Source organism: Methanothermobacter thermautotrophicus, from assembly GCF_014889545.1.
Lineage (GTDB): Archaea > Methanobacteriota > Methanobacteria > Methanobacteriales > Methanothermobacteraceae > Methanothermobacter > Methanothermobacter thermautotrophicus_A.
Window position 1 is genome coordinate 24918 of sequence record NZ_QKOF01000001.1, and the last position, 12131, is coordinate 37048.

Genomic DNA, 12131 nt, shown 5'->3' on the forward strand with positions numbered 1-12131 from the left:
CATCACCCCCTCCTTGAATGCATGTATGTGCCTATCGCCGCTGATATGGCGGCAACCTTCTTTGATGGGAGAAATGTTGAATGGAGACGTTCAACCATCTCCTGGTCCTCCTTAACGATCTTCTGCATCTCGGCGTCTATACCCCTTCTGTATTCATCAACGAAGTGTGTGTGGAGCTCACCCCGCCTGAATGCCTCGTTCCTCATTATGGCCTTGTGGAAGGGGATGGTGGTTTTAACCCCCAGTATTATGTATTCGCTGAGGGCCCTCTTCATCCGGTTTATGGCCTCCTGCCGGTCCATGCCCCATACTATGAGTTTTGATATCATGGAATCATAGAATGGGGGTATCTCATAGTTCATGTAAACGCCGCTGTCAACCCTCACACCTATACCGCCGGGGGACCTGTAACCGGTGATCTTACCAGGGTTTGGTGCGAAGTCTGCAAGGGGGTTCTCGGCGTTTATACGGCACTCGATGGCATGCCCCCGGATTTTTATATCCTCCTGAGCGAAGCGGAGTTCCTCTCCGTAAGCTACCCTTATCTGTTCCTTGACAAGGTCAACTCCGGTGATAACCTCTGTTATCGGGTGTTCCACCTGGATTCTGGTGTTCATCTCAAGGAAGTAGAATTCCCCGTCGGAGTATAGGAACTCAACTGTACCTGCGTTTTCATAACCTATATATTCAGCGGCCTTAACTGCCGCGGATCCCATCTTATCCCTGAGTTCAGGTGTCATTATTGGGGATGGGGCCTCCTCTATCAGTTTCTGGTGCCTCCTCTGTATCGAACACTCCCTGTCTGCAAGGTGTATCACGTTGCTTGATTCATCTGCCATGACCTGGAATTCGATGTGCCGTGGCCTTTCAAGGTACTTCTCGATGTACACTGTGGGGTCCCCGAAGGCTGATGCAGCCACAGACTGGGTGGACTCCATGGCCCTTATAAGTTCATCCTCCTCATAGACTGCCCTCATGCCGATTCCGCCACCACCTGCAGATGCCTTTATGATGACGGGGTACCCTATTGAATCAGCTATCCTGGCGGCTTCATCGGGGTCACTGACGCCCTGATCTGTGCCGGGTATCACAGGCACACCTGCCTTCTTCATGAGCTTCTTTGAGGTTATCTTATCCCCCATGGCCTCTATAACTGAGCCCTTGGGGCCTATGAGTTTGATTCCCTCTTTTTCACATTCCTCTCCGAGGCGGGGGTTCTCTGCAAGGAAACCGTAGCCGGGGTGGATGGCTTCGGCACCTGCCTTCTCGGCCACCTCCAGTATCCTGTCGATCCTGAGGTAGCTCTGTGATGGGGCTGGTTTTCCTATCTCGTATGCCTCATCGGCGTATCTTGTGAAGAGGGCGTTTTTGTCTGCTTCAGAGTAAACAGCCACACTCTTTATTCCAAGCTCCCTGCAGGCACGCATGACTCTTATTGCTATTTCACCACGATTTGCAACAAGGATTTTACTGAACATCTAACTGCACCTTGAACTTTTAACAGATTATTATATACTATTGAATGAACCTATTTTTAAGCATACCACTTGAGTTACATGAGGGTTTGATGGTTTGGGTAGACTGGGTTTCAGTTAGGGATCTTGGGTGGAAATTTTCTGATGGGTTTGATGGATTATGTTAGGATGGATATTTTCCAGAGATAGAGGAATGGGGATATCCGGGGACACAGGGACGCCTTGAGGTGCTTCTTGGAGGTAACATGATAAGGAGAAAGAGACATCTTGAGATGCTGCTTGAGAGGGTTCCAGGCCACCCGGACCCGGATCCGACCCTTGAACAGTACCTCACCCCACCAGGGATTGCTGCAGAGGTCCTCTGGGCAGCCAGGGCAATGGGTGACATAGAGGGAAAGACGGTGGCTGACCTTGGGTGCGGTACAGGTATCCTGGGTATTGGAGCAGCCCTGCTGGGCTCAGAGATGGTCTACTGCATTGACATTGATTCAGGGGCCCTTGAGGTCGGGCGCTCTGCTGCTGAGGAACTGGGACTCGGCAACATCAAGTTCATTGAGGCGGACATAAGGCACCATGATTCTTTACCAGTGGTCGATACGGTGGTTCAGAACCCCCCCTTCGGTTCCCAGGAGAGGGCAGAGAGGGGTGCTGACAGAATTTTTATGGATGCAGCGGCAGCCACTGCCAGGACAGTTTACTCCTTTCACATGGCCGGTTCCGAGGACTTTGTAAGGAGCTACTACACTAAACTCGGGGGAAAGGTGACACACAGGCTCAGGGTTGAGTTTCCCATACCCCGGACCTACAGCTTCCACAGGATGGACGTTGCCTCTGTAGGTGTGGTCATTCTGCGGGTTGTGTTCTGATGTTCTCTTACCGAATCAGCGGAAAGTTTAAATATGGATACCATACAATTTTTAGTACCTATTGCAATCTGCGGTGGATCCGCTCACATTGTATACCGTGATATACGATGTGGTCTGTGGTTTACTTGCCCAGTCTGCATTGTGGAAATATTTATAAATAGATCCGGACAGATATTAATAGATGAATAGAGTAGATTTGTCCATCTTTATCCCGGATTCACTGACGGCTGAGACAGGGGATCTCAAAATAAAGACCTACAAGGTGGGTCTCATTGCAAGGGCCGCTTCGATATTCGGGGTTAAGCGTATAGTGATCTATCACGATGATGCAGATGGAGAGGCAAGGTTTATTAGGGATATCCTGACGTATATGGATACACCTCAATACCTTCGCAGGAAGGTTTTCCCGATAATGAGGGAGTTGAAGCATGTGGGGATACTCCCACCTCTGAGAACTCCCCATCACCCAACTGGAAAACCCGTTGCTGGTGAATACAGGCAGGGACTGACAGTTAAAAGGGTAAAGAAAGGAACTCTTGTGGATATTGGCGCAGATAAACTTGCACTGTGCAGGGAAAAACTGACAGTAAATAGGATAATGAGTTTCAGGGTCGCCCGGTTGGGTAAGGAAATACTGATAGAGCCCGATGAACCAGACGACATATACTGGGGATACGAGGTACTGGATACCCGGAGAAACCTCACAGATAGCCTTAAAACAGTAGGTGCCGATGTTGTCGTTGCAACATCCAGGAATGCTTCGCCCATTACTTCTATTCTGGATGAAGTAAAATCGAGGATGAGGAAGGCCCGCGAGGCGGCCATCCTCTTTGGCGGTCCTTACAAGGGATTACCAGAGATCAAAGCGGATATATGGGTTAATACCCTTCCAGGTCAGTGTACTGAAACTGTAAGGACTGAGGAGGCTGTTTTAGCTACTCTTTCAGTATTTAACATGCTAACTCAGATTGATGAAAAAGATGAATGATGTAAGGAGGTAAAGTTAAATGGCTAGACATCATCAACCAAGAAAAGGATCAGTTGCATTCAGTCCAAGGAAAAGGGCGGCAAGGGAAACCCCGAGGGTCAAGTCCTGGCCCCAGGTGGATGAGCCCGGACTCCTTGCCCTCGCAGGTTACAAGGCAGGGATGACGCATGTCATAATGGTCGATAACCAGAAGAATTCCCCCACCGAGGGAATGGAGGTCTCGACTCCAGTCACAATTCTCGAGGTTCCACCCCTGACAGTGATGGCTGTAAGGGCCTATGAGAAGACCAGCAGGGGACTCAGAACCCTCGGTGAGGTCCTGGCAACAGAGACGAAGGATGACCTCAGAAGGAAGCTCACCCCACCCGCAGATGACTACGACCAGGAAGCCGCAATTGAGAAAATAAGATCAAACATGGAGTACGTTGCAGATGTGAGGGTTATAGTCCACACAAACCCAAGACTTGCAAGTGTTCCCAAAAAGAAACCAGAGGTATTCGAGTGTGGACTTGGTGGCAAGACCCCTGAGGAGAAATTTGAATACGCCCTTGAGGTCCTTGGAAAGGATGTCAGGGCATCAGAGATATTCTCCGAGGGCGCCTTTGTTGATGCAATAGCAGTGACAAAGGGTAAGGGATTCCAGGGTCCCGTCAAGAGGTGGGGTATAAGGATACAGTACGGTAAGGCTGCAAGGAGCAGTAAGGGAAGACACATAGGGTCACTTGGTCCATGGACACCGTCAAGGACCATGTGGACCGTACCCCAGGCAGGTCAGATGGGCTACCACAGGAGGACCGAGTACAACAAACAGATACTCAAGATCGGTGACGCCAGTGAGGCTGACCTTGTAAACCCTGACGGCGGCTTTGTAAGGTACGGGCTAGTCAGGAACGATTACGTCATGATTAAGGGGTCAGTTCCAGGCCCAACAAAGAGGCTTGTGGTTCTCAGGAAGGCCATAAGGGCTGCAGGTAAACAGGAAGAAGCACCCCAGATAAACTACATCAGCACAGCATCAAAACAAGGAGTATAAGAGTGGTTCAAAATGAAGATTAAGGTTTATTCCCTAGAAGGTGAAGCCATAGATGAGATGGAACTTCCTGAAATTTTCAATGAAGAATTCAGACCCGACGTCATAAAGAGGGCTGTCCTGTCCGCACAGACAGCAAGGGTACAGCCATGGGGTCCAGATCCAATGGCAGGTAAGAGGACCTCTGCACAGTCCTATGGTGCTGGACGCGGCGTTGCAATGGTTCCACGTATAAAGAATGGTTCAAGGGCCGCCTTTGTTCCACAGGCAGTGGGCGGTAGAAGGGCTCACCCCCCAAGGCCCCAGAAGAACTACCATGAGAGGATAAACAGGAAGGAAAGGAGACTTGCAATAAGGTCAGCAGTTGCAGCTACAGCCAGGAAGGACCTCGTGGAGGCAAGGGGTCACAGGATAGAGAACGTACCCCAGCTGCCACTGGTGGTTGACGATGAACTCTCCAGGATTAAAAGGACAGCCGATACAAGGGAAGTCTTCAGGAAACTTGGAATCATGGACGACATTGTGAGGGCGAAGGAAGGCAAAAAGATACGCGCAGGAAAGGGAAAAATGAGGGGCAGGAAGTACAGGACACCCAGGGGCCCACTCATAGTAGTTGGAGACGACAGGGGTATAACAAGGGGTGCAAGGAACCACCCCGGCGTTGACGTGGTAACTGTGGAAAACCTCAACGCAGAGCTACTCGCCCCGGGAACACATCCTGGAAGACTGACAGTCTTCACAAGATCAGCAATAGAAAAACTTGATGGACTATTCCAGTAAAGAAGGAGTGACGGTGTATATTATGGATCCATATGCTGTTATCATGAAGCCACATGTCACAGAGAAGAGCATGAACCTTATAGATCAGAACAATGAACTGGCATTTGTGGTTATGAGGAAAAGCACAAAGAAGGATGTGAGGAGGGCCTTTGAGGAGCTCTTCGCAGTTAAGGTTGAGAGGGTCAACACACAGGTAACTCCCAGGGGCCAGAAGATAGCCTACATAAAGCTGGCCAAGGAACACAGTGCAGAGGACATAGCGGTTAAACTGGGAGTATTCTAAAAATAACCAGGAGGATATTCGGATGGGAAAAAGGTTAATATCACAGAGGAGAGGAAGGGGAACTCCCACATACAGAAGTGCATCTCACCGTTTCAAGGGCAAAATAAAATACCGCGCCTATGACTCCATCGAGAGTGAAGGCTCCCTCAAGGGTAAGGTCGTTGACATAATGCACGACCCTGGAAGAACAGCGCCGGTTGCCCGCGTTAAATTTGAAAACGGTGAGGAACGCCTGATACTGGCGCCTGAAGCTTTAATGCTCAACGAAGAGGTTGAATGCGGAGTGAAGGCAAGGGTTAAACCAGGGAACTCACTGCCACTCAGTGAGATTCCAGAGGGGACACCCATATTCAACATCGAAAACAGACCAGGAGACGGAGGAAAACTCGTAAGGTCCTCTGGAACATACGCTTCTCTAATCACCCATGATGCTGACAAGGCAGTTATTGAACTCCCATCAGGTGAACTGAAGGCACTCAACCCACAGTGCAGGGCCACTGTTGGCGTTGTTGCTGGAGGAGGTAGAAGGGAGAAACCATTCCTCAAGGCTGGTAAGAAGTACCATGCCCTCAGGGCAAAGGGTAAGAAGTCCGTCACAGTCAGGGGTGTTGCAATGAACGCCGTTGATCACCCACACGGTGGTGGAAACAGACAGCATCCTGGAAGGCCAACAACCGTATCAAGGCATGCTCCTCCAGGAAGAAAGGTCGGTTCAATAGCTGCCAGAAGAACAGGGAAAAGGAGATAAATAAGGAGGTGACCTATTGGCACGTAAAGAGTTTAGGTATCGCGGCTACACCTTGGAAGAACTGCAGGAGATGCCACTTGACGATGTAATCAAGTTGTTCCCATCAAGGCAGAGAAGATCCCTCAAAAGGGGATTCCTACCAAGGCAGAAGAAGGTACTCGAGAAGATAAGGAAAATAAAGAAAGAGGGGAAGACTGAGGGAAGGCCACCGGTCATCAGGACACACTGCAGGGACATGATAGTGCTTCCTGAGATGGTTGGAATGACCTTCGGTATCCACAATGGTAAGGAATTTGTGGAGGTCAAGATCCAGCCCGAAATGATCGGCTGCTACTTCGGTGAATTCGCACCCACAAGGAAGAAGGTTGAGCACGGAGATCCCGGTATGGGAGCTACAAGATCATCAATGTTCGTGCCTCTTAAATAAGGAGACTAGACAATGGCTAAGGTTAAATACGCTTATAAAGAGGAAGACAGGTCAAGAACAGCCAGGGCATCAGCGACTCACCTCAAGATATCACCAAAGCACGCAGTGGAGATCTGCAGGGAGATCAGGGGAATGGAACTCGAAAAGGCCAAGAACTACCTTGAAGAGGTCATCAGGATGGACAGGCCAGTTGCCTTCAAGAGATACAACAGGAAGGTTGGCCACAGGAAGGGCCTCAATGGCTGGGCCAGCGGTCGTTACCCTGTGAAGGCAGCAGGTCAGATACTTAAGGTCCTTGAGAACGCAGAGGCCAACGCAGAGTACAAGGGACTCGACACCGAGAAACTCAGGATAATCCACATATCCAGTCACCGGGGGCCAGTTATAAGGGGCTGGATTCCAAGGGCCTTTGGAAGGGCCACACCATTCAACACACCAACAACACACGTTCAGATAGTTCTGGGGGAGGCATAAATTTTGATAGAGAAAGATTTTGTCGTTGAAGGTCTCAGAAGGACAAGGATAGACGAATTCCTCGAAAAGGAACTTGAGAGGGCAGGATACGGTGGCATGGATGTCCAGGTCACACCGATGGGTACAATGGTTGTGGTCTACGCTGAGAGGCCAGGTATGGTCATCGGACGCGGCGGTAAGACAGTGAGGGCCATAACACAGAAACTAAAAAACAAGTTTGACCTTGAAAACCCCCAGGTTGAGGTCAAGGAGGTTGATGTCCCTGAACTCAACCCCAAGATAATGGCCCACAAGATAGCTGCAATGCTCCAGAGGGGCATGCACTTCAGGAGGGTTGCCTACACCACAATGAGGAGGATAATGGCTGCAGGTGCCCAGGGTGTCGAGGTCACCATTTCAGGTAAGATAAGGGGTGCCCGTTCAGCCACAGCAAAGTTCACTGATGGTTACATAAAGAAATGTGGTGAACCCTCAGTCAAGCATGTCCGGGAAGGATTTGCCACTGTACAGCTCAAACCCGGTGTTCTCGGAGTGTATGTACGTATAATGCCTCCTGATGTTGTTCTGCCTGACAAGGTTGAAATAGAGGCCCCAAGGGTCACTGAAACTCCTGCAGAGGAAACCTCCGAAGCCTCAGAGGTTGTTGAGGACCTTGAAGATCTGGAAGAGATTGAAGACCTTGAGGAGGTCGAGGATCTCGAGGAGGTTGAGGACCTGGAAGACACTGAGGCAGAGAAGAAGGACGCAGATGGTGAAGAATCTGAAAAATAATATATATGGACCTGATTCATATCAGTGAATAATAGAAAGGGATTGAAATGGCGATACTTAGGAGCGAAGAGATAAGGGAAATGGATGGGGAGGAACTCCAGAAGAAACTGGATGAACTCAAGGCAGAATACGCCCGATACATTTCCAAGAGCGCTGCTGCCGGGATCCATGAGAACCCCGGTAAGATGAGGGAAATCCGAAGAACAATAGCCCGTGTTCTCACCATCATGAATGAAAAATAGAAGGAGAAATAAATGAAAATCTGCGATGTATGTGGTCTTCCGGAAGAACTTTGCGTCTGTGAGGAAATAGCACGCGAAGTTCAGACACTAAAGGTCTACACAGTGAGGCGAAGATTCGGTAAAGTGATGACCATCATTGAGGGCATCGATGAACACGATATAGACATAAAGGAGCTCACTAAGATACTGAAGGCAAGATGTGCCTGCGGAGGCACAGCCAAGAAAGGCCAGATAGAACTTCAAGGGGATCATAAGAAGAAGGTCAAGGAAGTTCTGGCGGATATGGGCTTTTCATCAGATACAATCGAGATAAGGTAGGGGTTACCTTGATAACCCCCCGGAATATTTTCAGGCATGAGCTTATTGGCCTTTCTGTGAGAATAACCAGGAGTGTTCACAGGGACATTCAGGGAATATCAGGAAGAGTCGTGGATGAAACCAGGAATACCCTTAGAATCGAAATGGATGACGGACGGGAAATAACGGTTCCAAAGGGAATAGCCGTCTTCCATTTCAGAACACCGCAGGGTGAACTTGTTGAGATTGATGGTAGAGCTCTGGTGGCTCGTCCTGAGGAAAGAATAAAGAAGAAATTTAGAAAACCATAGTGGTGATAGAATGGTCGGCATTGATGTTCCAGAACCTAAATCTAAATGTAGTGATCCTAACTGTCCTTTCCACGGTGACCTCCCCATCAGGGGTCAGATACTGGAAGGAACCGTAGTCAGTGACAAGGCAGAAAGGACAGTGACTGTTGAAAGGAGTTTCTACAAATTTATACGCAAATATGAACGATACGAGAAGAGGAAATCCAAGATAAAGGCCCACAAACCTGACTGCATAGACGTCAGGGTAGGGGATACAGTGAAAATTGCTGAATGCAGACCCCTCAGCAAGACCAAGAACTTCGTGGTTGTCGAGGTGAAGGGGGAAGAGTAAGATGAAGGCAATAGCATCCAAGGTTACCAGGGCATTACCTGTAGGGGCCAGACTCCAGTGCGTCGACAACACCGGTGCAAGGGAAGTCGAGATAATATCAGTCAGGGGATACAAGGGTGTGCGCAGGAGACTTGCAGCAGCAGGTGTTGGCGACATGGTCGTTGTCTCCGTGAAGAAGGGAACAGTTGACATGAGGAGAGAGGTCCTCAACGCTGTTATTGTAAGGCAGAAAAAGGAATACAGAAGGCCCGACGGATTGAGGGTGAAATTCGAGGATAACGCTGCAGTTATAGTGAGCCCTGAGGGAGTCCTCAAGGGTTCCGAGATAAGGGGTCCTGTTGCAAAGGAAGCTGCTGACAGGTGGCCCAGTGTGGGAAGCGCAGCAAGCATAATAGTGTAAGGGTGATAGAATGTCAAAACAGCCCAGAAAGCAGAGGAAGTACATTTATGAAGCACCATTACACGCTCGTCGAAAGATGATGAGCGCAAATCTCAGCAGGGAACTCAGGGAAGAATATGGTAGAAGGTCCCTGCCAATAAGGAAGGGAGACAAGGTTGAGATTCTGAGGGGTGACTTCAAGGGACATGAAGGTAAGGTCGAAAGGGTGGACCTCAAGAGGTACAGGGTCTACGTGGAAGGGGCCACAATACAGAAGGTTGATGGGACAACAGTCTACTTCCCGCTACACCCATCAAACCTGAGAATAGTTGACCTCAACCTTGATGATGAGAAGAGAATTAAAATCTTAGAACGGAAGGGATAAAAATGGCAATAATGGCATCAAGAAAACATCTTAAACGTTTCAAATCACCGGTTCACTGGCCAATTCATCCCAAGGAATACAAATGGACCGTTAAACCATCTCCAGGTCCCCACGCAATTGAGAAATCACTGCCACTCATGATAATTGTGAGGGACATCCTGAAGATTGCAGACAATGCAAGGGAAGCCAGGAAGATAATAAACAGTGGAGATGTCCTGGTGGATGGAAGGCCAAGGAAGAACTACAAGTTCCCGGTCGGATTCATGGACGTTGTCAGCATACCCAGGACAGGAGACGTCTACAGGGTGCTCCCCGATGAAAGGGGAAGGCTGGTTCTGCACCCCATAGACGAGGAAAACGCAGGCTTCAAGCTCTGCAAGATAGTGAACAAGACAACCATTAAGGGTGGCAGGACCCAGCTCAACCTCCATGACGGCCGTAACTATCTCTCAGAGGATGAATTCAGGGTGGGAGACGTTGTAAAGCTCTCAATACCTGAACAGGAAATCCTTGAGAGGATACCCTTTGAGAAGGACAGCCTCGGCCTTGTTACAGGAGGACGGCACACCGGTGAAATAGGCAGGATCAAGAAGATAAACATAACAAGGTCTTCAATGCCAAACACAGCTGTCATCGAGACAGGCGCAGGAAAAACATTCCTGACACTCAAGGACTACGTTTTCGTCATAGGAAAGGACGAGTCAGTGATCTCACTTCCAGGAGGGAAATAGATGAACCCGATGGAGGAAGTACGGATATTCAAGGTCACCCTCAACATAGGTGTTGGTGAAGGCGGTGAAAAGCTTGCAAGGGCCGAGAGGCTCCTTGAAGAGATGAGCGGCCAGAAACCAGTGAGGACACACTCAAAGGTCACCAACCCTGAATTCGGTATAAGGAAGAAACAGCCCATCGCATGCAAGGTCACCCTCCGTGGTGAAAGGGCCGAGAAGGTACTCAAAATGTTCCTTGAGGGAATAGGTAACAGGTTAAAGGCCAGCCAGTTCGATGAGTATGGTAACGTTTCGATGGGTATAGATGAACACATAGACATACCTGGAATGAAATACGACCCTGAGATAGGGATCTTCGGTATGAACCTTTCTGTCACCTTTGAGAAGCCAGGCCACAGGATAAGCAGGCGAAGGATACAGCGCAGGAAGGTTCCCCAGAAGCACAGGGTCAGCCGCGAAGAGGCAATCGAATTCATGAAGGAAAAATTCCAGGTTAAAATAGTCTGAAGGTGATTGTATTGCCAAGGAAATATGGAAAGGCATCAAGGAAATGCTCAAGATGCGGGGATCACTCTGCCCTCGTCAGGAGATACGGGTTAATGCTCTGCAGGCAGTGCTTCAGGGAACTCGCACCTAAAATAGGGTTTAAAAAGTACAACTAAAAGAGGTGTTTACTGTGACTCTTATGGATCCTCTTGCAAACGCCCTGACCAACATAAGGAACAATGAGATAAGGGGTAACGTTAAGTGCAGGATAACCCCCGCCTCAAAGCTTATAGGGCGAGTGTTAAGGACAATGCAGAAGGAAGGATACATCGGTGAATTCGAATACGTTGACGACGGCAGGGCCGGGAAGTTCATAGTTGAACTTGAGGGAAACATAAATCACTGCGGAGTTATAAAACCCAGGCACGCTGTTAAGAAGGACGAATTCGAGAAATTTGAAAAGAGATACTTGCCAGCTAAGAACTTCGGGATAATAATAGTATCAACCCCTGAGGGGATAATGACCCATAAAGAGGCCAAGGACAGGGGTATTGGCGGTAGACTGCTGGCATACGTCTACTAGGTGATAACATGGTTCTAGCAGCTCTAATCCGGGAAGAGATACCCATCCCTGATGGTGTGGATGTCACCATCGATGGTGGCGTCACAGTTAAGGGCCCCAAGGGCGAACTTTCCCGAAAATTCAACCATTCAGAGATATCGATGGCTGTTGAAGACGATAAGGTGGTCCTCGAGGTTAAATTCCCGAAAAAGAAGGATAAGGCCATGATAGGAACTGTCAGGGCCCACATAAGCAACATGATAACAGGTGTTACCGAGGGCTTCAGATACCGCATGAAGATCGTTTATGCCCACTTCCCGATGAGTGTGAAGGTGGCAGGGGATAAGGTTGTCATTGAGAACTTCCTCGGTGAACGCCACCCCAGGACCGCAAGGATCGTTGGTGACACAAAGGTCCAGGTCAAGGGCGACGAGGTTGAGATAACAGGTATCAACAAGGAGCACGTGGGACAGACCATGGCCAACATCGAACAGGCCACCAGAATCAAGGGAAGGGACCCAAGGGTTTTCCAGGACGGCATATACCTTGTGAGCAAGGAATAGGG

21 protein-coding genes are annotated in these 12131 nt (G+C 49.2%); 20 read left to right on the forward strand and 1 reads right to left on the reverse strand.

All coding sequences use genetic code 11. The features are described 5' to 3' along the window. Positions 1 to 2 precede the first annotated feature (2 nt). Positions 3 to 1478, reverse strand: coding sequence for an acetyl-CoA carboxylase biotin carboxylase subunit (locus tag DNK57_RS00140; protein ID WP_192961053.1), 1476 nt, complete (start codon positions 1476 to 1478; stop codon positions 3 to 5). Between the two features lie 242 nt (positions 1479 to 1720). Between DNK57_RS00140 and DNK57_RS00145 the strand changes: the two genes are divergently transcribed. From DNK57_RS00145 to DNK57_RS00240, 20 genes are all read left to right on the forward strand, one after another. Beyond that, on the forward strand, positions 1721 to 2341 hold the full coding sequence (locus DNK57_RS00145; RefSeq protein WP_192961054.1) for an METTL5 family protein: 621 nt from the start codon (positions 1721 to 1723) through the stop codon (positions 2339 to 2341). 181 nt (positions 2342 to 2522) lie between these two features. Then, positions 2523 to 3329, forward strand: a complete 807-nt coding sequence (locus tag DNK57_RS00150) for a putative RNA uridine N3 methyltransferase (protein ID WP_192961055.1) — start codon at positions 2523 to 2525, stop codon at positions 3327 to 3329. Positions 3330 to 3348: 19 nt separating this feature from the next. Next, entirely contained in the window at positions 3349 to 4362 is a 1014-nt protein-coding gene (gene rpl3p, locus DNK57_RS00155) for a 50S ribosomal protein L3 (protein WP_192961056.1), read from the forward strand. 12 nt (positions 4363 to 4374) lie between these two features. Further along, positions 4375 to 5139, forward strand: coding sequence for a 50S ribosomal protein L4 (gene rpl4p, locus DNK57_RS00160; RefSeq protein WP_192961057.1), 765 nt, complete (start codon positions 4375 to 4377; stop codon positions 5137 to 5139). A 22-nt stretch (positions 5140 to 5161) separates the two neighbouring features. Next, positions 5162 to 5422: a 50S ribosomal protein L23 gene (locus DNK57_RS00165; protein ID WP_048060727.1), complete on the forward strand. Its 261-nt coding sequence runs from the start codon at positions 5162 to 5164 to the stop codon at positions 5420 to 5422. Between the two features lie 22 nt (positions 5423 to 5444). After that, positions 5445 to 6170 carry a 50S ribosomal protein L2 gene (locus DNK57_RS00170; protein WP_192961058.1) on the forward strand — a complete coding sequence of 242 codons (726 nt, stop codon included), beginning with the start codon at positions 5445 to 5447 and terminating at the stop codon, positions 6168 to 6170. 16 nt (positions 6171 to 6186) lie between these two features. Then, the gene (gene rpsS, locus DNK57_RS00175; protein WP_115892756.1) at positions 6187 to 6597 is read left to right on the forward strand and encodes a 30S ribosomal protein S19; all 411 of its coding nucleotides are present in this window, start codon (positions 6187 to 6189) and stop codon (positions 6595 to 6597) included. 12 nt (positions 6598 to 6609) lie between these two features. After that, positions 6610 to 7071, forward strand: a complete 462-nt coding sequence (gene rplV / locus DNK57_RS00180; protein ID WP_192961059.1) for a 50S ribosomal protein L22 — start codon at positions 6610 to 6612, stop codon at positions 7069 to 7071. A 3-nt stretch (positions 7072 to 7074) separates the two neighbouring features. Next, a complete protein-coding gene (locus DNK57_RS00185) occupies positions 7075 to 7842 on the forward strand; it encodes a 30S ribosomal protein S3 (protein WP_192961060.1) in 768 nt (255 codons plus the stop codon). A gap of 47 nt (positions 7843 to 7889) precedes the next feature. After that, a complete protein-coding gene (gene rpmC, locus DNK57_RS00190) occupies positions 7890 to 8084 on the forward strand; it encodes a 50S ribosomal protein L29 (protein ID WP_010875651.1) in 195 nt (64 codons plus the stop codon). A 12-nt stretch (positions 8085 to 8096) separates the two neighbouring features. Further along, a complete protein-coding gene (gene yciH, locus DNK57_RS00195; RefSeq protein ID WP_010875652.1) occupies positions 8097 to 8402 on the forward strand; it encodes a stress response translation initiation inhibitor YciH in 306 nt (101 codons plus the stop codon). 8 nt (positions 8403 to 8410) lie between these two features. Beyond that, positions 8411 to 8692, forward strand: a complete 282-nt coding sequence (gene rnp1 / locus DNK57_RS00200; RefSeq protein ID WP_192961061.1) for a ribonuclease P protein component 1 — start codon at positions 8411 to 8413, stop codon at positions 8690 to 8692. Between the two features lie 10 nt (positions 8693 to 8702). Further along, positions 8703 to 9023, forward strand: coding sequence for a 30S ribosomal protein S17 (locus DNK57_RS00205; protein WP_192961062.1), 321 nt, complete (start codon positions 8703 to 8705; stop codon positions 9021 to 9023). Position 9024: 1 nt separating this feature from the next. Then, positions 9025 to 9423: a 50S ribosomal protein L14 gene (locus DNK57_RS00210; protein ID WP_010875655.1), complete on the forward strand. Its 399-nt coding sequence runs from the start codon at positions 9025 to 9027 to the stop codon at positions 9421 to 9423. Positions 9424 to 9433: 10 nt separating this feature from the next. Continuing rightward, entirely contained in the window at positions 9434 to 9787 is a 354-nt protein-coding gene (gene rplX, locus DNK57_RS00215) for a 50S ribosomal protein L24 (RefSeq protein WP_192961063.1), read from the forward strand. A gap of 2 nt (positions 9788 to 9789) precedes the next feature. Then, positions 9790 to 10518, forward strand: coding sequence for a 30S ribosomal protein S4e (locus tag DNK57_RS00220; protein WP_192961064.1), 729 nt, complete (start codon positions 9790 to 9792; stop codon positions 10516 to 10518). Continuing rightward, positions 10519 to 11025: a 50S ribosomal protein L5 gene (locus tag DNK57_RS00225; RefSeq protein ID WP_192961065.1), complete on the forward strand. Its 507-nt coding sequence runs from the start codon at positions 10519 to 10521 to the stop codon at positions 11023 to 11025. Between the two features lie 2 nt (positions 11026 to 11027). Continuing rightward, positions 11028 to 11180, forward strand: coding sequence for a 30S ribosomal protein S14 (locus DNK57_RS00230; RefSeq protein ID WP_010875659.1), 153 nt, complete (start codon positions 11028 to 11030; stop codon positions 11178 to 11180). A gap of 14 nt (positions 11181 to 11194) precedes the next feature. Continuing rightward, positions 11195 to 11587, forward strand: a complete 393-nt coding sequence (locus tag DNK57_RS00235) for a 30S ribosomal protein S8 (RefSeq protein ID WP_048060728.1) — start codon at positions 11195 to 11197, stop codon at positions 11585 to 11587. A gap of 8 nt (positions 11588 to 11595) precedes the next feature. Further along, positions 11596 to 12129: a 50S ribosomal protein L6 gene (locus DNK57_RS00240; RefSeq protein ID WP_192961066.1), complete on the forward strand. Its 534-nt coding sequence runs from the start codon at positions 11596 to 11598 to the stop codon at positions 12127 to 12129. Positions 12130 to 12131 lie beyond the last annotated feature (2 nt).